Raw genomic sequence first — 21,381 nt, 5'->3', positions numbered from 1 at the left:
GAATCATGAGTACTCCTATCGTTGAACTGAAAGCCGTCGGCAAGCACTTCCGTGGTGCCGACGGGTCCAAGCGCTCGGTGCTGGAAGGCGTGGACTTCACGCTGCGCGAGGGCGAGATCGTGGCGCTGCTGGGCCAGTCCGGTTCCGGCAAGTCGACCATGTTGCGCATCATGGCGGGGCTGATCCAGGCCGATGACGGCCAGGTGCTGTATCGCGGCATGCCCTTGTATGGCACGGCGCGCGGGATTCGCATGGTGTTCCAGTCGTTTGCGCTGTTCCCGTGGCTGACGGTGCAGAAGAACGTCGAGCTGGGGCTGGAAGCGCAGGGCATGGCGCCGGAAGAACGGGCGCGCCGTGCCGAGAAAGTGATCGAGTTGATTGGCTTGTCCGGCTTCGAGGGCGCGTTGCCGCGCGAGCTGTCGGGTGGCATGCGTCAACGGGTCGGCATCGCCCGCGCGCTGGTGATGGAGCCGGAAGTGCTGCTGATGGACGAGGCGTTTTCGGCGCTGGATGTGCTGACCGGCGAGCGTCTGCGCGAAGAGATTCTGGAGCTGTGGCAGTCGGGGCAGATTCCGACCAAGGCGATTCTGGTGGTGTCGCACAATATCGAGGAAGCGGTGATGATGGCGGACCGGGTGCTGATCTTCGCCAGCGATCCGGGCCGGGTGCGCGCCGAGCTGCCGATTTCGCTGCCGCAGCCGCGCAAGGCCGAGAGCAACGAGGTGCGTCAGCTGATCGACAAGGTGTATGAGTTGATGACGGCCAGTTCGCGTCGCGGTGGTTTGATCAGCGAGAAGGAGGTCAAGCTGCAGCTGGGCGACCGTCTGCCGCAGGCCGATATCGCGCACATGGAAGGTATTCTGGAGACGCTGGCCGAGGAGCCGTTCCACGGCCGCGCCGACCTGCCGAAGATCGCTGAAGAGACCGAGCTGACCGACGCCGAGTTGCTGGAGGTGCTGAATGCCTTGCTGCTGCTGGGCTTTGCCTATCTGACCAACGGCGACATTCTGATGACGGAGCTGGGTGGGCGCTACGTCAAGGCCAGCAATATCGAGCGGCAGGAGATGTTTGGCAAGCAGTTACTGGAGCATGTGCCGTTGATCGCTTACATCTGCCATGGTCTGCAGCAGGACAAGTCGGGCGATTTGCCGGAGGATTTGTTCCTCAAGCTGCTGCGCTTCACATTGAGCGAGGAAGAGGCCGAGCGCGCGCTGCGGGTGGCGATCGAGTGGGGCCGTTACGGCGACCTGTTCGAGTACAACTTCAACACCGGCGTGATTCAGTTGCCGGAAGAGGACCAGCCAGCTGCGGACTGACGCACTATTCAAACACCTGTTTCAGCTTTTGGGCGTCCAGTACAGCGGCGCCCCAGGCCGCGAGCTGTTCCACATCGGCCTTCTCTAGTTTCTTCTGGATGGTTTTCGGCAGCGGCCCAAAGCGGTGGGTGAGTTGACGCTCTAGCACGAGGGCGGCGCCTTCCTTGCGTCCTTTCTCAAGACCTTGGTCGAGCCACATTTGCTCCAGTGGGATGAGTTCCATTGTTTCCTCCTTTTCCAGTTGACCAACTTGCTGCCAGTAGCGCTGCAATTGAGGCTCAGGCAGGGCCATCATCCAGTTAATCACTTTGAATAGCACGATTATGCGCTCCTTGTTCCAGCCATGTTGGAACAGTAGCTTGGTCAGTTGCCATTTTGCCGCGAGGAGCTGATCCGGATTGTGGCGCGCTTGTTGTGTCCGCAGATGGGCCAGCGTGACCAGCGCGAATGGGTTGTCCGACGCGGCCAATTCCTCAGTTCGTTCCGCATAGTCCGCCAGCTTGGTGGTGGAGAACTCAATACCCATCTTCGTTCCAAACAGTTCGTTGTAGAAAGAGTTAGGGCGCCAGTCGGGATCATCATCCCCGAGCACCACCATGCTGCTCACCGGTTGTTTGTATTCGTAGAAGATGGTGTAGTTATAGTCGAGAATGCGGCGCGGTAGTTCAGGATCGCGTTGCGCCTGGATTTCCACGTGCACTAGCACCCAGCTCATGCTGCCATCGCGTAGAAGAACTTCGATCAGCTTGTCAGCCACTAAGTAGTTCGACGTCTGACCGAAACCTAGCCGGGCCAGCTCCTTGTCGCGGAAGCGTGGCCGTTTCGACCAATCGATCTCGGTGCTGATGTTGGGGAAAAAGAAATCCATGAACTCCCGGAACGCGTGCGTCAGCGCGGTTTTCCAGGGCAGGTCGTAGCGGGCAGGGGGAGTGGCGGAGGTCATTCCGCCAGAGTATGGCCGGCGCATGCCGGCCATATTGAGGTACTACAAATTACAGCTTGGCGAACACGCGGCGGGCGGCGGCGATGGTTTCGTCGATCACTTCGTCGCTGTGCTGGATCGAGACGAAGCCGGCTTCAAACGCGGCCGGTGCGAAGTACACGCCTTCGTCCAGCATGGCGTGGAAGAATTTGTTGAAGCGCTCGCGGTCGCCGGCCATCATCTCGGCGTAGTTGTTCGGCGGTGTCACGCTGAAGTACAGACCGAACATGCCGCCCACCGAATCGGCGCAGAACGCCACATGGGCTTCCTTGGCCGCCGCCGTCAGACCGGCCGCCAGTCGCGCCGCCGACGCGCTCAACTGGTCGTAGAAACCCGGCTGCTGGATCAGCTTCAGCGTGGTCATGCCGGCCGCCACCGCTACCGGATTGCCCGACAGCGTGCCAGCCTGGTAGACCGCGCCCACCGGCGACATCTTGCTCATCAGCGCGGTGCTGCCGCCAAAGGCCGCCACCGGCAAACCGCCGCCGATCACCTTGCCCAGCGCGGTCAGGTCCGGCTTGATGCCGTACAGTTCCTGCGCGCCGCCCAGCGCCACGCGGAAGCCGCACATCACTTCGTCGAAAATCAGCAGCGCGCCATGCTTGGTGCACAGCTCGCGCAGCGCTTGCAGGAACGGCACGCTGGCTTTGATCAGGTTCATATTGCCGGCCACCGGCTCCACGATCACGCAGGCGATTTCGTCACCGAAGTTGGCGAATGCTTCTTCAATCTGCTGCACGTTGTTGTAGTCGAGGACCAGCGTGTGCTTGACGAAGTCCTCCGGCACGCCGGCCGAAGTCGGATTACCGAAGGTCAGCAGGCCGCTGCCGGCTTTGACCAGCAGCGAATCGGCGTGGCCGTGGTAGCAGCCTTCGAATTTGACGATCTTGTCGCGGCCAGTGGCGCCGCGCGCCAGGCGCAGCGCGCTCATGGTGGCCTCGGTGCCGGACGACACCAGCCGCACCTGCTCCAGCGACGGCACCAGGCGCACGATTTCTTCGGCCATCTCGATTTCGCCTTCGGTCGGCGCGCCGAACGACAGGCCACGCGTGGCCGCTTCCTGCACCGCCTTCACCACCTCGGGATGGGCGTGTCCGACAATCGCCGGGCCCCAGGAACCGATGTAATCGATATAGCGCTTGCCGTCCGCGTCCCAGAAGTACGGGCCTTCGGCGCGGGTGATGAAGCGCGGCGTGCCGCCCACCGAACGGAAGGCGCGCACCGGCGAGTTGACGCCGCCCGGGGTGGTTTTCTGGGCGCGTTCAAACAGCTGGTCGTTCTTGGAAATCGTAGTCATGATGGCATCTTTCTTAGCTTGCTCACTGCATGTCTTCAGCGGACTGCAGATGGAAAAATCGGTTCGGCACGAACTTGCCCATGCCGTAGCGCTGGGCATGGGCCAGCGCGCCCACAGTGTACTCCTGCGCGGCCGCCACTGCTTCCGGCACCTCGGCGCCGCGCGCCATGAAGGCGGTCAGCGCCGCCGACAGCGTGCCGCCGGCGCCGATGAATGGCCCGGTCAGATGCTGCCAGGCGTCGTGGCTGATGACACCATCGGCGCCGTACAGCGTGTTGGCCAGCGAATTGGAGTTGCTGCCCGCAGTGCCGGTCAGCAGCACGAATTCGCAGCCCAGGGCCAGCAGATGTTCGACGTCCGAGATCAGCGTATCGACCTCGCCGGCTTCACCCTGTTCGCCGGCTTCGCGCCAGGTTTCGGCCAGCCGGCCCAGCTCCACCTGCGACAGCATCAGCAACGTGGCCTGCGGCACCAGCAGCTGGCGGATCGCGGTCAGCAGCTCGTCGGCGTCGTCGTCGGCCGGTGCCGGCAGACGTGAGCTGAAAGGATCGAGGATCAGCGGCGCGTCCGGATAGTCGGACAAAATCTCGGCCACCGCCGCCACCTGTTCGACATTGGTGATGGCGCCCACCTTGAAGGCGGCCATGGTCATGTCTTCCAGCAGCACGCGGGCCTGGTCGGCCACCCAGTCAGGATCGATGTCCTGGGCGTCTTCGACGCCGGCACTGTCGCCGATCAGCAACGCCGTGGTGACCGCCAGCCCGGTGCAGGAGAGGGCGGAAAAAGCTGCCAGGTCGGCCTGGACACCGCAGGCGCCGGCCGGGTCGGCGGCGCCAAAACTGAGAATGAGAGGAGAAGTTTGGTTTTGCACGGCGGGTAGATTAAGATATCTAATTCGGCATTTTACTTGATTGAGGGTGGCATAACGTGAGTAGCAACGAAACAACGCAGGAGTTCCAGACCTGGATGTGCCTGATCTGCGGCTGGATCTACGATGAGGAAGCCGGCCTGCCGGACGAAGGCATCGCCCCCGGCACCCGTTGGGCCGACGTGCCGATGAACTGGAGCTGCCCGGAATGCGGCGCCCGCAAGGACGATTTCGAGATGGTCGCCATCTGAATCCCGGGCATGGCCGCCCTATGCTATGGTGTAGTCTCATCTTAGCGAATCCAATATGACCTCTACGCCCCTGAAAATCATGGTGATCGACGACAGCAGCACGATTCGTCGCTCCGCCGAGATCTTCCTGACCCAGGCCGGCTACCAGGTGGTGCTGGCCGAAGACGGCTTCGATGCGCTGGCCAAGATCAACGACCATCATCCGGCGCTGGTCTTCTGCGACATCCTGATGCCGCGCCTGGACGGCTACCAGACCTGCGCGCTGATTAAAAAAAGCGCCAAATTCCACGCCACGCCGGTCCTGATGCTGTCCTCCAAGGACGGCCTGTTCGACCGCGCGCGCGGCAGCATGGTGGGCGCCGTCGCCTACCTGACCAAACCTTTTACCAAAGACAGCCTGCTGACCGCGGTGCGCGAGCACACCGGCGGCGCTGTCGCGACAGAATAATAAAGCCGGGGGAAACAATGGCCATACACCGAATCCTGATCGTCGACGACTCGCCCACCGAACGCTATTACCTCAGCGACTTGCTGACCCGTAGCGGCTACACGGTGGCGGTGGCGGAAAGCGGCGAGGAAGCGCTGCTGAAGATTAAAGCCGACAAACCGGAACTGATCCTGATGGATGTGGTGATGCCGGGCGCGAACGGCTTCCAGGTCACGCGCACCATCGGCCGCGATCCGGAGCTGAAGGATGTGCCGATCATCATCTGCTCCAGCAAAAACCAGGAGACCGACCGCATCTGGGCCATGCGCCAGGGCGCCAAGGACTATCTGGTCAAGCCGGTCGATCCGGCCGAACTGCTGGCCAAGATCGCGGCCCTGTGAGCACGATGGCCAGCCAGACGCCGGAACGCCGCAGCCGTTTGCGCCAGTATCAGGTGCAGCTGCTGGAACGCATGCAGGCCGCGCGCAGCGGCGAGGCAGTCGGCGGCCGTGAGCTGGGGGTGATGGTGGGCGGCCGTCTGTGCCTGCTGGACCTGACCCAGATCAGCGAGATCGTGCCGCTGCAGCCGGCCACGCCGGTGCCGCTGACGCAGGACTGGTATCTGGGCCTGGTCAACCTGCGCGGCAATCTGACCGGGGTGATCGACCTGGCGCGTTATCAGGGGCTGGGCGGTGGCGAGGCCGCGCCGGCCGAGCGCCGTTTGATCAGTTTTGCGCCGGCGCTGGGCTTCAACTGTGCGCTGCTGGTTGAGCGCGTGCTGGGGCTGCGCAAGTTGGCCGACATGGAAGAGACGCCGGCGGCGGACGGCGCGCCGGCCTGGTGCCGCCAGCAGTTCCGCGAGGCCGATGGCCAGCAGTGGAGCCGCATCGATTTGACGCAGCTGGTGCGGGAACCCCGTTTTGTACAGGTAGGACTGGTATAGCAGGCAAACACTAATCCGGAGAGGGTGTATGGCTTTCAAGTTGGGTTTTTTATCGCGCGGCGACCGGAGCGCCGGCCAGGGAGCGGATCTGGCTGCGAATTCAGAATTTGGTGACTCACAGTTTCTGCAGGCGCGCACGGGGGCGACTGCGGGGACGCCAGCCGCCGCGCCACCGGCCGACGACGCCGATGCCGCGCCGCTGCGCTTGCGCGACGCGCTGGGCCGCCGCCGCGCCGCCGCCCCGGCCGCCGACGATGCCGCCGCCAGTTTCAAGCTGCCACTGATCGGCCATCTGCCGGCGCAGCGCCAACTGAGCGTGCTGTCGACCGCACTGGCGGTATCGCTTGGCGCCAGCGCGGTATTCGTCGCGCTCAACACCATCCACAGCGCCAACCGCTCGGCACAGACCCAGGTCGCCAGCGACGCGCTGATGCACTCGCAGCGCATCGGCAAGGCCGCACCGAACGCGGTGCAGGGCAGCGCCGAAGGCTTCCGCCAGCTGGAGGAGAGCCGCAAGGAACTCACCAACGACATCAAGCTGATGACCAGCGGCGGCAAATACCAGGGGCGCTCGATCGGTGAGCCGAATGCGGACATCGCCACCGTGGTGGCGTCCGCGCGCAAGCAGTGGACCGCGACCGACCTCGCCGCCGGCACCATCCTGACGCTGAAGGCTGACCTGAGCGGCATGGACAAGACGGTGCAGAAGCTGAACGCGATGTCGCCCGACCTGCTGATCCGCAGTGAAGACATCCTGGCGCTCAAGGTGCAGCGCGGCGGCTCGGCGCGCGAGATCGCGGCGCTCGGCAAGCTGACCATGCTGACCCAGCGCATGAGCCGTGGCGCCAGCGAATTCCTCACCGCCGGCGGCATCAGCTCCGAAACCGCGTTCCAGCTGGGGCGCGACACCACCGTATTCCGCAATACCGTCGATGGCTTCCTCAACGGCAGTCCGCAACAGGGACTGGCGGCGGTGCGCGAGCCGGACCTGCGCGCCAAATTCAGCGAGCTGCAAAACGAATTCGAGGAATACCAGAAACTGGTGACGGCGGTGCTGGACAAGCTGGATAAATTCGCCGCCGCCAAAGCGGCCGAGCAGCTGATCTTCAACGACAATGAAGCGCTGCGCCAGCGTTTAAGCGTGCTGCAGCAAAGCTATCGCGAGAACCAGGATTCGCTGGATATCACCTTCTGGCTGATGGTGGCGGGCGGCATGCTGACGCTGGTGACGGCGGCCGCCATCGGCCGCGTGCTGCTGAGCGATTCCTACAACCGCACGCGCGGCGCTGAACGCCGCCGCCAGGAAGCGGAAGCGATGCGCCAGCAGGCGCAGAAAAAGGAAGAAGAAGCCAAAGCCATGAACGACCAGAATCAGGCTGCGATTCTGCGCCTGATGAACGAACTGCAGGAAGTGGCGGACGGCGACTTGACGGTGCAGGCCACGGTGTCCGAGGACATCACCGGCGCCATCGCCGACTCGGTCAACTACACGGTGGAAGAGTTGCGCGGGCTGGTGGGCCGGGTTACCGCCACCGCCGAGCAGGTAACGCGCGCCTCGACGCACGCGCAGAGCATCTCCACCGATCTGCTGAACGCTTCGCAGCAGCAGTCGCGCGAGATTCAGGACGCGTCGTCGACGGTGGTGAAGATGGCCAACGAGATCACCGACGTGTCGCGCTCGGCCAGCGAATCGGCCGACGTGGCGCGGCAATCGGTGGCGGCGGCGCGTCAGGGTTCGACTGCGGTGGAAAACGCCATCAAGGGCATGCACGAGATTCGCGAGCAAATCCAGGACACCTCCAAGCGCATCAAGCGGCTGGGTGAATCGTCGCAGGAGATTGGCGAGATCACCGAGCTGATTTCGGACATCACCGAGCAGACCAACGTGCTGGCGCTGAACGCCGCGATTCAGGCCGCGTCGGCCGGCGAGGCGGGACGCGGCTTCTCGGTGGTGGCGGAGGAGGTGCAGCGGCTGGCGGAACGTTCGGCCGAAGCGGCCAAGCAGATCGGCGCGCTGGTGCGCGCGATTCAGACCGACACCCACGACGCGGTGGCGGCGATGGAAAAATCGACCCAGGGCGTGGTCGAGGGCGCGCGCCTGTCCGACGCGGCCGGCGCGGCGCTGCACGATATTTCGCAGGTGTCGAATCGTCTGGCGGAGCTGATCTCCGGCATCTCGCTGGCGACCGGGCAGCAGGCCACGTCGGCATCCGGCGTGGCGCACAACATCCAGCACATCCTGAGCGTGACCCAGCAGACCCAGGACGGAACCCAGCAGACCGCACAGTCGATTCACAAGCTGTCGGTGCTGGCGCAGGAATTGAAGAATTCGGTGGCGCGATTCCGCATCGCGTGACGCTATTGAAAGGCCGAGACCAGCATGACCACAACTGATTTTTCGACTCCGCCGCAACCGCCTTTGGACACCGGCCCGCTGTCGTGGGTGATGGTGGAAATCCGCGAGTCGCTGGCCCGTTCGCGCACCGCGCTGTTTGAGGCGGGCGGCCGCGAGCCGGAAGATCAGGCCACCCAGCTGCAGCATGCGAAGTCGCACCTGCATCAGGCGCATGGCGCGCTGCAGATGGTGGACGTGGATGGCGTCAGCCTGATGACCGAAGTGGCCGAGGCGGCGCTGGACCGCTTCAAGGCCGGCACGCTGAAGTGCTCGACCGATCACGCGCAGACCGTGGCGCAGCTGTATCAGGCGCTGGTGGAGTATCTGGAAGAGCTGCTGCAGGGCGCGTCGTCGCAGCCGGCCAGGCTGTTCCCGTATTACCGCGCGGTGCTGGAGATGATGGGGGCGGAGCGCATCCACCCGGCCGATCTGTTCTTCCCGGACCTGTCGCAGCCGGTGCGCCTGCCGTTGTCGGCCGGCGCCGAGGCGGCCGATGGTGCGGCCGATGCCGCCGCGCCGGATTACGCGGCCTGCCGCCAGCGCTTCGAACGCGCGCTGCTGCCGTACATGAAGGCGACCGATCCGGCGCAGCAGCAGGAGCACGCGGCGGCACTGCTGGACGCGGTGGAGCAGGTGGCCAATGCGCAGCAGGACGGCCAGGCGCGCGCGTTCTGGCTGGCGATGCAGGGATTTGCGGAGCTGGTGGCCGGTGGCCAACTGGCTGGCGGGCTGTATGTGAAGCAGCTGTTTGGCCTGATCAATCTGCAGATCCGCCGTTTGAGCCAGGGTACGGCGGCGCAGCCGGAAGCGATGCTGCGCGACGCGCTGTTCTTCGTCGCCACCGCAGGCGCGGAATCGGCATCGGCCACGGTGCGCCAGTTGCGCGCGGCGTTTGCGCTGGATGGCCTGGCGCCGACGGATTATGAAACCCGTCGCTATGGCCAGGTCGATACCGAAGCGCTGGAGCGTGCCAAGGCCGGCATCGCCCAGGCCAAGTCGGCGTGGGACCGGCTGGCGGCGGCGGAGATCGATCCCGACCTGGATGCGGCCTTCGATGCGTCGCTGCAGACGGTGGCGACGGAGTGCGAGAAGCTGAACCTGCCGGCGCTGGGCGCCTTGCTGCGCCAACTGGCGGAGGTGGCGCGGCGCGCGGTGTCGGCCGGCCGCAGCGAAGAATTGGCGCTGGAGATGGCCACCGCTTTGCTGTTTGCCGAACATGGTCTGCAGCACATCCGCCATCTGCCGGATGATTTTGCCGCGCATGCCGACACCATAGGCGCGCGTCTGCTGGCGCTGGTGGGCGGCCAGACGCCGCCGGAACCGGCGCAGTGGCAGCAAGGCTTGGCGCATCAGCTGCAGCAGGACGATACGGCGGTGGCACTGGCGACCGAGATGAAGGCCGGCCTGCGTCAGGTGGAAAAGGTGCTGGACGATTATTACGCCGATCCGGCCAAGCGCGCGTCGCTGCTGGAGCTGGAGCCGGTGCTGCATCAGTTACAGGGCGCGTTGGCGGTGCTGGATCAGGATGATGCGATGCGGGCGGCGCTGCATGTGAAGTCGGCGGTGCTGGCGCTGGCGCGCGGCGAAGGTGATCCGGCGGCGGAGCCGAAGGCGCTGGATGATATCGCGCAGAACGTGGGCGCGCTGGGCTTCTTTGTCGACATGCTGGCGCAGAATGCGGACGGCGCGCGTGAGCGCTTTGCGTTCGATGCGGAGCAGGGCAGTTTCCGTTCGGTGCCGTTCAAGAAGATGGCGGCGTCGGGCGCGATTCCGCTGCTGGAGGAGGAAGTGCCGGCACCGGCGCCGGTGGCGATGCCGACCGAGGCGCCGCCGCCCGCCGCCAGTGATGCGGCGGTGGAGGCGGAGCTGTTGGAGATCTTTATCTCCGAGGCGCAGGAGGTGCTGGTGTTTGTCGATTCGACGCTGGCGCAGCCGCGCACGGACGAGAATCTGAGCATGTTGCGGCGCTCCTTCCATACGCTGAAGGGCAGCGGGCGGATGGTGGGTCTGAATCAGTTTGCCGATGCGGCCTACGCCATCGAGAAGGTGATGAATGTGTGGCTGGGTGAGGGACGGCCGGCCACGGATGCGCTGTTCGAGCTGCTGGAGGGCGCGGAGCGCGAGATGGCGGCCTGGGTGGCGGAGCTGGTGGCGCAAGGCGTTTCGGCACGCAATGCGGATGCGCTGGTGGCTGCGGCTGCGCGGGTGCTGGATGGTGGCGAGGCTGGATTGCCGGAGGTGCTGCCGGCGGAGGAGCTGATCGAGCCGCCGCCTGCGCCTGCTGCAGCGCCGGCGACTGCGCTTGGCAATGTGATCGAGTTCCCGACCGTGTCGCCGCCGGCGCTGCAGCGTGACGATAATGTGAAGCATATCGGCGAGTTGGAGATTCCTCTGCCGCTGTACAACATCTATCTGCATGAGTCGGATGATCTGGTGCGCAAGCTGGTGCAGGATTTCGGCGAGTGGCGGCATGAGCCGCGCCGGCCGGTGAATCCGGATGCTCTGCAGGCGGCGCATACGCTGGCCGGCACGTCGGGCACGGTGGGCTTCAAGGCGTTGCGTGAGTTGGCGCTGGCGCTGGAGTCGACGTTGGAGGTGTTGCTGCCGCCGGCGCCGCATCTGGATCAGGCGCAGCATGATTTGCTGGACTTTACGATGCAGCGTATTCGGCAGATGCTGCAAAGCTTTGCGGCGGGTGATTTGCCGGAGGCGCAGCCGGAGTTGATCGGCGCGCTGCATGGTCTGCGCGATGAGTTGATGGTGACGCCGCCGGCGGCCAGCAATGAGATCGAGGCGCGGCTGGATGATCTGGTGGCGGAGACTATGGATGGTCTGACTGCGGCACCGGTCGAGGAGCAGGAGTCGGCGCTGGATCAGCTGTTCAGGGAGGTCTACAACGCGATCAGCGGGACGGTGCCGGAGTCGGAGGCGCCGGTGGCGCCGCCGGTGAAGAAGAAGCCGGAAGTGCATGTGGACGATGGTATCGACGATCTGTTCAACGCCGCGTTTGACGATGCGTTTGCCGAGCCGCCATTGAAGATCGCCGAACCGCTGGCGCCCACGCCGGCCGCACCCGTCGCCGAAACCGAAATGCCGCCCCCCGCCGCCAGCGAGCCGGAACTCGCACCCGCCGAGGACGCGCCGGCACCGGCCGAGCCGCCCATCGCCGCAGCGGAGCCCGAGCTCGAGCCCGTCGAGCCGACGCCAGCATCAGCCGAGCAGGCGGCCGCACTGGCCGAGCCGCCGGTCACCGCGATGGAGCCAGAGCACGCGGAGCCGACGCGGGCGCCCGCCGAGGAAGCGCCAGCATCGGCCGAGCCGCCGGTCGCCGCGACGGAGCACGAGCCTGCCGAGCAGCCCGCGCCTGCGGTTGAGTCGCGCGACGTCGAGCCGGAGCTGGTGGCGCTTGATGAACCTTCGCTGGAGACCGAGGTTATCGCCCTGGCGCCGGCCGAAGCGGAAATCCTGGCCGCCGCGCCTGCGCTGTTCCACGATGAGCTGGACCCCGACCTGCTGCCCGTCTTCCTCGAAGAAGGCGCCGATCTGCTGCCGCAAGTGGGCGAAGCGCTGCGCACCTGGCAGCACAATCCCGCCGACACCGCCCAAGCCCAAAGCCTGCTACGCCTGCTGCACACCGTGAAGGGCAGCGCCCGCATGGCCGGCGCCATGCGCCTCGGCCAGCACTGCCATGAAATCGAAACCCACATCGAAAACATGGTGCACGCCGGCTCCGCCACGCCGCAAGCCTTCGACGAACTGCTGGCCCACTACGACCACGCGCTACTGCTGTTCGAACAGCTGCAACACCCAGACGCCATCGCCGGCCTGGCCGACAACGTCGCCGCGCTGGACGCTGGCACCGGGCACGCAACATCGCCAGCCATGTCCGCCGCCGACGAGGCGCCTGGCGCGCACGCCGCAGCCGCAGGCCAAGGCGCCGCGCAAAACGCCGCGCCACCGCTGGCCGCCGGCATCGACGACCCGCAAGCCGCCGTCCGCTCTCCGCTGGTCCGCGTCCGCGCCGACATCCTGGACCGGCTGGTCAACCAGGCCGGCGAAGTCTCGATCTCGCGCTCCAAGCTGGAAAACGAAGTCGAAACCCTGCGCGCCTCACTGGCCGACTTCTCCGACAACCTGGGTCGCTTGCGCCGCCAACTGCGCGAAGTCGAAATGCAGGCCGAATCGCAGATCGCCTCCCGCATGGCCATCTCCAGCGACCGCGAATTCGACCCGCTCGAATTCGACCGCTTCACGCGCCTGCAAGAATTGACCCGCATGATAGCCGAAAGCGTCAACGACGTCGCCAGCTTCCACGAAAGCCTGACCCGCAGCGTCGACAACGCCCACAGCGACCTGACCCAGCAAGCCCGCCTGACACGTGACCTGCAGCGTGACCTGATGCGGGTCCGCATGGTCCCCTTCGGCAGCATCTCCGAACGCCTGTTCCGCGTCGCCCGCCAGAGCGCCAAGGACGTCGACAAGCGCGTCAACCTCGACATCCGTGGCAGCACGGTGGAACTGGATCGCAGCGTGCTGGAACGCATGGCCGCGCCATTTGAACACCTGCTGCGCAACGCCATCGCCCACGGCGTCGAAGCGCGCGCCGCCCGCGCCGCCGCCGGCAAAAACGAAACCGGCGAACTGCTGGTGCAGGTGGCACAGGAAGGCAACGAAGTCGTGATCGAATTCAGCGATGACGGCGGCGGCCTCGATCTGGAACGCATCAAGGCCAAAGCCCTCAGCGTCGGCCTGCTGGACGAGGACGACGAAGCCAGCGACGCCCAGATCGCCGACCTGATTTTCGAACCCGGCTTCTCCACCGCCGACACCCTGACCGAACTGTCCGGGCGCGGCGTCGGCATGGACGTGGTGCAGTCGGAGGCGCAAGCATTGGGCGGCCGCGTCGACCTGTACTCGGTGCCCGGACAGGGCACACGCTTCACCATCCGCCTGCCACTGACGCTGGCCGTCACGCAGGTAGTGCTGCTGGCCGCCGGTGGCAAGACTTACGCGCTGCCGGCGATTCTGGTCGAACAGGTGCTGCAGATGAAGGAAGCCGCGCTGGCCGAAGCCCGCGCCAACGGCATGGAATACCTGCCAACGCTGCTGGGCGACGCCGCCCAACCGCCGGTGCAGCGTTCCGCTCCGGTGATGATGCTCAAGAACGGCAACGAGCGCCTGGCGCTGCAAGTGGATGAAGTACTGGGCAACCGCGAGGTGGTCATCAAGAACATCGGCCCGCAGCTGTCGCGCATGGTCGGCATTGCCGGCGCCACGGTGCTGGGTACTGGCGACATCGTGTTGATCCTGAACCCGGTGGCGCTGGTCCAGCATCTGGCGCACCACCCGGAAGCCAAGCCGCACTACGCGCAGGTGGCGGTCGACAGTCCGGCGGCGCTGCCGCAGCTGGGCCGCACCATCATGGTGGTGGACGATTCGCTGACCGTGCGCCGCGTCACCCAGCGCCTGCTGGAGCGTGAAGGCTACAAAGTGGCGCTGGCCAAGGACGGCGTCGACGCGCTGGAGCAAATCCAGGAATCACGGCCAGACCTGATGCTGGTCGATATCGAGATGCCGCGCATGGACGGCTTTGACCTGACCCGCAACGTGCGCGGCGACGACAGCACGCGCGCCATCCCCATCATCATGATTACTTCGCGCAGCGCCGACAAACACCGCAACGTGGCACTGGAGCTGGGTGTGAATGCCTACTTCGGCAAGCCATATCAGGAAGACGTGCTGCTGGAAGCGATCAGCGGCCTGCTCAAGCAGGCTTCTTGACCACCTCGTAGCGCTCAAGCGTCAGCTTGCGCGCTTCGTCGTGCATCACCACTGGTGGCCAGTAGTCCGGCGCCAGCATGCGCGGCGCGTCCCACGGCGCGTGGATTTCCTTGTCGCTCAAAGACTTCAGCTGCGGCAGATAGCGGCGGATGAATTTACCTTGGGCGTCGAACTTCTGCGACTGCGTCACCGGATTGAAGATGCGGAAGTAAGGCTGCGCATCGCAACCCGAGGACGAAGCCCACTGCCAGCCGCCGTTGTTGGAGGCCAGGTCGAAATCGTTCAGATGCAGCGCGAAATATGCTTCGCCACGGCGCCAGTCTATGCCCAGATCCTTGATCAGGAAGCAGGCCGTCACCATGCGCAGGCGGTTGTGCATCCAGCCGGTGCGGTTCAGCTGCAGCATGGCGGCATCCACCAGCGGATAGCCGGTGCGGCCTTCGCACCAGGCGGCGAACATCTCGTCCGCTTCGGGCCCGGTTTCCCATTCGATGGCGTCGTAGGCCGGCTTGAACGCGGCGCCGACCACGTGCGGGTGGTGATACAAAATCATGGCGTAGAACTCGCGCCAGATCAGTTCCGACAGCCACACCGCCGCGCCTTCACCGCCGCCACCGCGTTCCTGCAGGTCCAGCACCGTGCGCACCATGTGGCGCACCGACAGCGTACCGAAACGGAAGTGAATCGACAGGTAGGACGGCCCCTTCACCGCAGGGAAATCGCGCGTCACGTTGTAGTCCGCGATGCGCTTGAGGAAATCGTCGAACAGCTGGGCCGCGCCGGACATGCCGGTCGGGATTTTCAGTTCGGCCAGGTTGCTCGCTTCGAAGCCGAGCTCGGCCAGCGTCGGCAGTGGCGGCGCATCGGCCGGCGGCGCCGCCAGTCGCGCCGCGTGCGGTTCGATGTTGTACGGCGCCAGCACCGACGGATCGGCCGCCAGCTTTTTCAGCCAGGCGTTCTTGTACGGCGTGAACACCGAGAACACGCCGCCGGTCTGCGACAGCACCTCGCTGCGCTCGAAAATCACCTGGTCTTTATAGCTGTAGAACTTGCGCCCGGCCGCTTGCAGCGCCGCGTCCACCGTGGCGTCGCGTTCCATCGCTTGCGGTTCATAATCGTGGTTGCAGAACACCGCCTGCACGCCGAGTTCGTCCGCCAGCGCCGGAATTTCCTGCACCGGATCGCCGTGGCGGATGATCAAATGGCCGCCCAACTGTTGTAATTCCGCCGCTACCTCGGCAATGCTGGCGTGGATGAAATCGACCCGGCGGTCGCGGCGCGGCAGGCTGTCCAGGATCGTGGTGTCGTAGACAAAAACGCAATACACCTTGTCGCTGGCCAGCAGCGCCTGATGCAAGGCCACGTGGTCGAACACGCGCAGGTCGCGCCGCAGCCATACGAGGGAGGAAGTCAGTTTCATTCGGTCTGTGTCAAGCTTGTGTGGGACGCAATCATGGCTGCACCCGCGTTTCAGTGTAAACTAGCGGGTAAAACAGAGTTGCTAGCCGCGCGAATACTACAGTAATTGTCAGCAGCACAGAAAGAACACGCACCCCAGCAGAGAGAGCAACTTGTATGAAGAAGAGCAAAATAGGCAAAACTCTACCTGTACCCGGCGTCCTGCAGGATGCCGGCGATTCCTTGGAACCATTCGGCGCCGTATCGGCCCAAGCCCTCAATCTGGCTAATCATTTCTTAATTGCAATGCCATCCATGCAAGATCCGATTTTCGGCGGCACGGTGGTGTATGTTTGCGAACACAATGAAAATGGCGTGCTTGGCGTTGTCATCAACAAACCGACCGACATGACCATGCACACGCTGTTCGAGCGCATCGATCTCAAGGTCGAGGATGGCCTGGAAGGCCATGACGATGAACCGATCATGTTCGGCGGCCCGGTGCAGGACGATCGCGGCTTCGTGCTGCACACGCCCGGCCCGCGCTATTCGTCGTCGCTGACGGTGACCAAGGATATCGCCTTCACCACCTCGATCGACGTGCTGGAAGCGGTGGCGGCCGGCGACGGTCCGTCGCGCATGCTGGTGTCGATCGGCTACTCGGGCTGGAGCCCGGGCCAGCTGGAAGAGGAAATCGGCCGCAACGGCTGGCTGACGGTGGGCGCCGATCCCGAAATCCTGTTCAGCCTGCCGATCGAGGAACGCTACACCGCCGCCATGCGCCTGTTGGGCATCGATCCCTTGATGCTGACATCCGAGGCGGGTCACGCCTAAATGAGCGGTATCGACACCATTTTCGCTTTCGATTTCGGCGTTAAACGGATCGGCGTGGCCATGGGGAACACCATGCTGCGCCAGGCGGAACCCCTGAAGGTCATCAACGCGATCGACAACGCCACCCGTTTCGCCGACATCCAGAAGCTGCTGGACGAATGGAAGCCGGCGCGGCTGGTGGTCGGGCTGCCGATGCACCCGGACGGCAATGAACACGAAATGACGGCGCGGGCGCGCCGTTTTGCTAATCAATTGAACGGCCGCTTCAACCTGCCGGTGGAGCTGGTCGACGAGCGCTATTCCTCGGCCGTGATTTCGGCCAAGCGCGGCGAGGTCATCGACGACCGCGCCGCCGCCATCATTCTGCAACAATACTTCGACTCCCTATGACTCTGAACCCCCACCAACTCGATGCCGAGGCGCTGTACGCGACCCTGCTGGCCGATGTGAAAGCCGGCCTGGCCGGCGTGCCGGATGTTGCCATTGTCGGCATTCATTCGGGCGGCGCCTGGATCGCCGAGCGTCTCGCGGCTGACCTCGGCCTGTCGGCGCGCTGCGGCGTGCTGGACGTGTCCTTCTACCGCGACGATTACGCCAAGAAGGGCTTGACGGCCGACGTCAAGCCGACCAACATCGGCTTCGACGTGGCGGCCGCCAACATCCTGCTGGTGGATGACGTGCTGTACACAGGCCGCACCACCCGCGCCGCCATCAACGAGCTGTTCGACTACGGCCGCCCGGCGCGCATCATGCTGGCGGCGCTGGTCGACCGCGGCGAGCGCCAACTGCCGGTGGCGGCCGATTTCGTCGCTGCCAAGGTGGCTGTCCCTGCGGGCCAGGCACTGGTGCTGAAGCGCACCGACGACGACAAATTCACGCTAACTATCGAGTAACGTTTAGACCACATCATGCTTAATCCGCAACTGAATAAACACGGCGAGCTGCAGCACTTGCTGTCGATCGAGGGCCTGCCGAAAGGCATCCTCAATCACATCCTGGACACCGCCTCGTCCTTCGTCGGCATCTCCGACCGCGATGTGAAGAAAGTGCCGCTGATGCGCGGCAAATCGGTGTTCAACCTGTTCTTCGAGAACTCGACCCGCACCCGCACCACCTTTGAAATCGCCGCCAAGCGCTTGTCGGCCGACGTCATCAACCTGAACATTCAGGCCTCGTCGACCAGCAAGGGCGAATCGCTGCTGGACACCATCGACAATCTGGCGGCCATGCACGCCGACATGTTCGTGGTGCGCCACGCGCAATCGGGCGCGCCGTATCTGATCGCCAAGCACCTGATGGAAACCAAGCAGAACCATGTGCACGTGGTCAACGCGGGCGATGGCCGCCACGCTCACCCGACCCAGGGTCTGCTGGACATGTACACCATCCGCCACTACAAGAAGGACTTCACCAACCTGCGCGTGGCGATTGTGGGCGACATTCTGCACAGCCGCGTGGCGCGTTCCGACATTCACGCCTTGACCACGCTGGGCGTGCCGGAAGTGCGCGCGATCGGCCCGCACACGCTGCTGCCGGGCGGCCTGGAGCAGATGGGCGTGCGCACCTTCACCAACATGGATGAAGGCTTGAAAGACGTCGATGTGATCATCATGCTGCGCCTGCAGAACGAGCGCATGAGCGGTGCGCTGCTGCCGTCGGCCGGCGAATACTTCAAGAGCTACGGCCTGACGCCGGAACGGCTGGCGCTGGCCAAGCCGGACGCCATCGTCATGCACCCGGGCCCGATGAATCGCGGCGTGGAAATCGATTCCGCCGTGGCGGATGGCGCGCAGGCGGTGATTCTGCCGCAGGTCACCTTCGGCATCGCAGTTCGTATGGCAGTCATGAGCATCGTAGCAGGAACCCAAGCATGAAGAATATCCACATCAAGAATGGCCACGTGATCGATCCCGCCAACGGCATCGACGGCCTCAACGACCTTTATATCGCCGACGGCAAAGTGCTGGCGATCGGCGCCGCGCCGGCCGGCTTCACCGCCGACCAGACCATCGACGCCATCGGCCTGATCGTCGCACCTGGCTTTGTCGACCTGTCGGCGCGCCTACGCGAGCCGGGTTTTGAATACAAAGCCACGCTGGAATCGGAAATGCAGGCCGCCATGCAAGGTGGCGTCACCTCGCTGGTGTGCCCGCCGGATACCGATCCGGTGCTGGACGAACCGGGCCTGGTGGAAATGCTGAAACACCGCGCGCAAAAGCTGAACCAGGCGCACGTGCACCCGCTGGGCGCGCTGACCATGGGTCTGAAGGGCGACGCGCTGACCGAAATGTCTGCGCTGACCGAATCGGGTTGCATCGGCTTCTCGCAAGCGGAAAAAACCATCCAGGACACCAACGTGCTGCTGCGCGCCATGCAGTACGCCAAGACCTTCGGCTACACCGTGTGGCTGCGTCCGCAGGATGCGTACATCGGCCGTGGCGGCGTGGCCGCGTCGGGTCCGCTGGCCTCGCGCCTGGGCCTGTCCGGCGTGCCGGTGATGGCCGAGACCATCGCGCTGCACACCATCTTCGAACTGATGCGCTCGACCGGCGCGCGCGTGCACCTGTGCCGCCTGTCGTCGGCGGCCGCATTGGAGCTGGTGCGCAAGGCCAAGGAAGAGGGCTTGCCGGTCACCTGCGACGTTGGCGTGCACCATGTGCACCTGACCGACGCCGATATCGGCTTCTTCGATTCCAACGCGCGCATGGATCCGCCATTCCGCAGCCAGCGCGACCGCGACGCCATTCGTGCCGGCCTGCTGGACGGCACCATCGACGCGCTGTGCTCGGACCACACGCCAGTCGACGACGATGAAAAACTGCTGCCGTTCGGTGAAGCTTCGCCCGGCGCGACCGGCCTGGAACTGCTGCTGTCGCTGACGCTGAAATGGGCCGACGACTATGCGGCGCAACAGGATACCGGCAGTCAGCGTCCGTTATCGCGCGCGCTGGCCCGCATCACCTCGGAAGCGGCGCGTGTAGCAGGTCTGGATGCCGGCACGCTGTCGGTGGGCGCGGTGGCGGACGTGGTGCTGTTCGACGCCGGTGCGCACTGGACGGTGGAAGCGTCGGCGCTGGCCAGCCAGGGCAAGCACACGCCGTTCCTCGGCTACAACCTGGCCGGTCAGGTACAAACCACCATCGTGGCCGGCCACGTCGCTTACCAACGCTGATACGCCTGCATGAAACTGTCGACGATCTTCCGCCTGGCGCGGGTGCTGCTGCACGTATTCAAGGGCATGGCGATCTGCGCCACGGTGTTTCCGTGGATAGGCTGGAGCCAGCGCAATGTTCACATCCGCCGCTGGTCCACCCGGTTGCTGGCGCTGTGCAATGTGACGGTGGAGCTGGCGCCGGGCAGCGCGCCGGTGCTGGAGCATTCGATGGTGGTGGCCAATCACGTGTCGTGGCTGGACATCTTCGTGGTGCACAGCCTGTATCCGAGTCACTTCGTGGCCAAGGCCGAGATTCGCTCGTGGCCGCTGGCCGGCTGGCTGGCGGAGAAGGCCGGCACGGTGTTCATCGCGCGCGGCAACCGGCGCGATCTGCGGCATATCTTCAAGGGGTTGGTGCACACGCTGGAGCAGGGCGAGCGGGTGGCGTTTTTCCCGGAGGGGACCACCGCCGCGCAGGGCCAGCTGCTGCCGTTCCATGCCAATCTGTTTGAGGCGGCGATTGACGCCAAGGTGCCGGTGCAGCCGTTCGCGCTGACTTACCGCGATGCCGACGGCGCCTCGCATCCGTCGGTGGATTTCATCGGCGAGACCAGCTTCGCGGAAAGCATCGCGCTGATTCTGAACGGGCCGCCGGTGAAAGCACAGCTGGCGATCCTGCCACCGCTGGACACCATCGGCGCCCACCGGCGCGAGTTGGCCGAGGCCTCGCAGCAAGCCGTCGCCGCCGCGTTGGGCGTGACGGTAACGGCGCACTAAGCATGCCGCAGCCATCCACCAACCTGAATTTGCTGAGGTCGTTGGATGTGCTGCTGGAAACGCGCAACCTGACGCTGGCGGCCGAGATGCTGGGCCTGACCCAGTCCGCGCTGAGCCGCCAACTGGCCCAGTTGCGCGTTCAATACGGCGATCCTCTGTTGATACGCGAGGGCCAGCGTTTCTTGCTGACCCAGCGTGCACAAGCCATGCGCGGCCCGCTCAAGGCCGTGCTGGCGTCGCTTCATTTGGTGCTGGATGGCCCGGGTTTCGAGCCCGCCACCTGCTCGCGTACTTTCTCTCTCGCCGGCTCCGACTATCTGGCTGAACACATGCTGCCATCTTTGGCCGAGGTTCTGCACGCGCAAGCGCCGCAGGCCCGGCTGGACTTCCGCATGTGGGAGCCCGGCTACTACCGGCTGTTGAGCGATGAAGGCGTCGACCTGGTCGCCACCATCGCCGACCTGCTGCCAGAGAACCTGCATGGCCGCGCCATGGGGGAGGACCGGGCGGTGTGCCTGATGCGGGCCACCCATCCGCTGGCGGGAAAGGTGCTGACACTGGCGGATTATGTGGCGGCCTCGCACCTGCGCATCAGCGGCGGCAGCGACCGCGATGGCGTGATCGAACAAGCACTGGCTCAGCATGGCGTGCGGCGCACTGTGCGTCTGAGCGTGCCGTTTTTTTCGGCGGCGCTGCGTCTGCTTGGCCAGCAAGATCTGCTGCTGACCGTGCCTGAACACATGGCCATCAAGTTCGCCTCGGCCGCGCCGCTGGCATGGCAGCCGTTGCCGTTCGACGTGCCTGCCTACCGCTACTGGCTGCTGTGGCATGCCCGTCATCATCACGATCCGGCGCATCAATGGTTCCGGCAGCAGATGTTTGATGTGCTGCATGGCTTCGAGCATGGCGTGACGCACTTCAACGCCGGTTGAGCCGGGCATGCGCGGCACGCATAGCG

At 64.8% G+C, this 21,381-nt stretch carries 18 protein-coding genes; 14 read left to right on the top strand and 4 right to left on the bottom strand.

The genetic code is table 11. The features are described from left to right. Nucleotides 1-5 precede the first annotated feature (5 nt). A complete protein-coding gene (locus GJ699_RS22355) occupies nt 6-1,316 on the top strand; it encodes an ABC transporter ATP-binding protein (protein WP_154380428.1) in 1,311 nt (436 codons plus the stop codon). Nucleotides 1,317-1,320: 4 nt separating this feature from the next. Here the strand turns inward: GJ699_RS22355 and GJ699_RS22350 are convergent, their stop codons facing one another. Genes GJ699_RS22350 through thiD form a run of 3 tightly spaced genes read right to left on the bottom strand, consistent with a single transcriptional unit; the run spans nt 1,321 to nt 4,466 of the window. Continuing rightward, nucleotides 1,321-2,259 (bottom strand): DUF4351 domain-containing protein, encoded by a 939-nt coding sequence (locus tag GJ699_RS22350; protein WP_195763622.1) that lies wholly within the window; start codon nt 2,257-2,259, stop codon nt 1,321-1,323. Nucleotides 2,260-2,308: 49 nt separating this feature from the next. Next, complete coding sequence (gene hemL, locus GJ699_RS22345) at nt 2,309-3,595, bottom strand: glutamate-1-semialdehyde 2,1-aminomutase (RefSeq protein ID WP_154380424.1); 1,287 nt, start codon at nt 3,593-3,595, stop codon at nt 2,309-2,311. Between the two features lie 22 nt (nt 3,596-3,617). Continuing rightward, nucleotides 3,618-4,466, bottom strand: a complete 849-nt coding sequence (gene thiD / locus GJ699_RS22340; protein ID WP_371867629.1) for a bifunctional hydroxymethylpyrimidine kinase/phosphomethylpyrimidine kinase — start codon at nt 4,464-4,466, stop codon at nt 3,618-3,620. 95 nt (nt 4,467-4,561) lie between these two features. On the opposite strand from thiD, the gene GJ699_RS22335 reads away from it, so the two are divergent. From GJ699_RS22335 to GJ699_RS22310, 6 genes are read left to right on the top strand one after another with little or no spacing between them, the layout of a single operon-like run. Continuing rightward, on the top strand, nt 4,562-4,714 hold the full coding sequence (locus tag GJ699_RS22335; protein WP_092275808.1) for a rubredoxin: 153 nt from the start codon (nt 4,562-4,564) through the stop codon (nt 4,712-4,714). 55 nt (nt 4,715-4,769) lie between these two features. Next, a complete protein-coding gene (locus GJ699_RS22330) occupies nt 4,770-5,162 on the top strand; it encodes a response regulator (protein ID WP_154380420.1) in 393 nt (130 codons plus the stop codon). A 17-nt stretch (nt 5,163-5,179) separates the two neighbouring features. After that, nucleotides 5,180-5,542, top strand: coding sequence for a response regulator transcription factor (locus GJ699_RS22325; RefSeq protein ID WP_154380418.1), 363 nt, complete (start codon nt 5,180-5,182; stop codon nt 5,540-5,542). Between the two features lie 5 nt (nt 5,543-5,547). Beyond that, nucleotides 5,548-6,084: a chemotaxis protein CheW gene (locus tag GJ699_RS22320; protein WP_154380504.1), complete on the top strand. Its 537-nt coding sequence runs from the start codon at nt 5,548-5,550 to the stop codon at nt 6,082-6,084. 28 nt (nt 6,085-6,112) lie between these two features. Then, complete coding sequence (locus GJ699_RS22315) at nt 6,113-8,440, top strand: methyl-accepting chemotaxis protein (RefSeq protein ID WP_154380416.1); 2,328 nt, start codon at nt 6,113-6,115, stop codon at nt 8,438-8,440. Nucleotides 8,441-8,464: 24 nt separating this feature from the next. Next, on the top strand, nt 8,465-14,260 hold the full coding sequence (locus GJ699_RS22310) for a hybrid sensor histidine kinase/response regulator (RefSeq protein ID WP_154380414.1): 5,796 nt from the start codon (nt 8,465-8,467) through the stop codon (nt 14,258-14,260). Here GJ699_RS22310 and GJ699_RS22305 read toward each other — a convergent pair. After that, nucleotides 14,244-15,680 (bottom strand): cryptochrome/photolyase family protein, encoded by a 1,437-nt coding sequence (locus tag GJ699_RS22305; RefSeq protein ID WP_154380412.1) that lies wholly within the window; start codon nt 15,678-15,680, stop codon nt 14,244-14,246. The genes GJ699_RS22310 and GJ699_RS22305 overlap by 17 nt on opposite strands. A gap of 155 nt (nt 15,681-15,835) precedes the next feature. Here GJ699_RS22305 and GJ699_RS22300 point away from each other — a divergent pair, with 155 nt between their 5' ends. Genes GJ699_RS22300 through GJ699_RS22270 form a run of 7 tightly spaced genes read left to right on the top strand, consistent with a single transcriptional unit; the run spans nt 15,836 to nt 21,355 of the window. Then, a complete protein-coding gene (locus GJ699_RS22300) occupies nt 15,836-16,492 on the top strand; it encodes a YqgE/AlgH family protein (RefSeq protein ID WP_154380410.1) in 657 nt (218 codons plus the stop codon). Continuing rightward, entirely contained in the window at nt 16,493-16,882 is a 390-nt protein-coding gene (gene ruvX / locus GJ699_RS22295; RefSeq protein ID WP_154380408.1) for a Holliday junction resolvase RuvX, read from the top strand. After that, nucleotides 16,879-17,385, top strand: a complete 507-nt coding sequence (pyrR, locus tag GJ699_RS22290; RefSeq protein WP_154380406.1) for a bifunctional pyr operon transcriptional regulator/uracil phosphoribosyltransferase PyrR — start codon at nt 16,879-16,881, stop codon at nt 17,383-17,385. The genes ruvX and pyrR overlap by 4 nt, the downstream gene beginning before the upstream one ends. A 15-nt stretch (nt 17,386-17,400) precedes the next feature. Beyond that, on the top strand, nt 17,401-18,366 hold the full coding sequence (locus GJ699_RS22285; protein WP_154380404.1) for an aspartate carbamoyltransferase catalytic subunit: 966 nt from the start codon (nt 17,401-17,403) through the stop codon (nt 18,364-18,366). Beyond that, nucleotides 18,363-19,664, top strand: a complete 1,302-nt coding sequence (locus tag GJ699_RS22280) for a dihydroorotase (protein WP_154380402.1) — start codon at nt 18,363-18,365, stop codon at nt 19,662-19,664. Before GJ699_RS22285 ends, GJ699_RS22280 begins: the two co-directional genes overlap by 4 nt. A 9-nt stretch (nt 19,665-19,673) precedes the next feature. Next, nucleotides 19,674-20,423, top strand: coding sequence for a lysophospholipid acyltransferase family protein (locus tag GJ699_RS22275; RefSeq protein WP_154380400.1), 750 nt, complete (start codon nt 19,674-19,676; stop codon nt 20,421-20,423). A gap of 2 nt (nt 20,424-20,425) precedes the next feature. After that, complete coding sequence (locus GJ699_RS22270) at nt 20,426-21,355, top strand: LysR family transcriptional regulator (protein ID WP_154380398.1); 930 nt, start codon at nt 20,426-20,428, stop codon at nt 21,353-21,355. The last annotated feature ends 26 nt before the right edge of the window (nt 21,356-21,381 follow it).

Origin of the sequence: Duganella guangzhouensis (genome assembly GCF_009674535.1) — a bacterium.
In the GTDB taxonomy this organism is placed as follows: domain Bacteria; phylum Pseudomonadota; class Gammaproteobacteria; order Burkholderiales; family Burkholderiaceae_D; genus Rugamonas; species Rugamonas guangzhouensis.
The sequence above is the reverse complement of the archived record's forward strand: the minus strand, read 5'-3'. Positions and strand labels throughout refer to the sequence as shown.

Coding starts and splice junctions, on each gene's coding strand:
- GJ699_RS22355 (WP_154380428.1), top strand. CDS start 6: ATGAGTACTCCTATCGTTGAACTGAAAGCCGTCGGCAAGCACTTCCGT.
- GJ699_RS22350 (WP_195763622.1), bottom strand. CDS start 2,259: ATGACCTCCGCCACTCCCCCTGCCCGCTACGACCTGCCCTGGAAAACC.
- hemL (WP_154380424.1), bottom strand. CDS start 3,595: ATGACTACGATTTCCAAGAACGACCAGCTGTTTGAACGCGCCCAGAAA.
- GJ699_RS22335 (WP_092275808.1), top strand. CDS start 4,562: ATGTGCCTGATCTGCGGCTGGATCTACGATGAGGAAGCCGGCCTGCCG.
- GJ699_RS22330 (WP_154380420.1), top strand. CDS start 4,770: ATGACCTCTACGCCCCTGAAAATCATGGTGATCGACGACAGCAGCACG.
- GJ699_RS22325 (WP_154380418.1), top strand. CDS start 5,180: ATGGCCATACACCGAATCCTGATCGTCGACGACTCGCCCACCGAACGC.
- GJ699_RS22320 (WP_154380504.1), top strand. CDS start 5,548: ATGGCCAGCCAGACGCCGGAACGCCGCAGCCGTTTGCGCCAGTATCAG.
- GJ699_RS22315 (WP_154380416.1), top strand. CDS start 6,113: ATGGCTTTCAAGTTGGGTTTTTTATCGCGCGGCGACCGGAGCGCCGGC.
- GJ699_RS22310 (WP_154380414.1), top strand. CDS start 8,465: ATGACCACAACTGATTTTTCGACTCCGCCGCAACCGCCTTTGGACACC.
- GJ699_RS22305 (WP_154380412.1), bottom strand. CDS start 15,680: ATGAAACTGACTTCCTCCCTCGTATGGCTGCGGCGCGACCTGCGCGTG.
- GJ699_RS22300 (WP_154380410.1), top strand. CDS start 15,836: ATGAAGAAGAGCAAAATAGGCAAAACTCTACCTGTACCCGGCGTCCTG.
- ruvX (WP_154380408.1), top strand. CDS start 16,493: ATGAGCGGTATCGACACCATTTTCGCTTTCGATTTCGGCGTTAAACGG.
- pyrR (WP_154380406.1), top strand. CDS start 16,879: ATGACTCTGAACCCCCACCAACTCGATGCCGAGGCGCTGTACGCGACC.
- GJ699_RS22285 (WP_154380404.1), top strand. CDS start 17,401: ATGCTTAATCCGCAACTGAATAAACACGGCGAGCTGCAGCACTTGCTG.
- GJ699_RS22280 (WP_154380402.1), top strand. CDS start 18,363: ATGAAGAATATCCACATCAAGAATGGCCACGTGATCGATCCCGCCAAC.
- GJ699_RS22275 (WP_154380400.1), top strand. CDS start 19,674: ATGAAACTGTCGACGATCTTCCGCCTGGCGCGGGTGCTGCTGCACGTA.
- GJ699_RS22270 (WP_154380398.1), top strand. CDS start 20,426: ATGCCGCAGCCATCCACCAACCTGAATTTGCTGAGGTCGTTGGATGTG.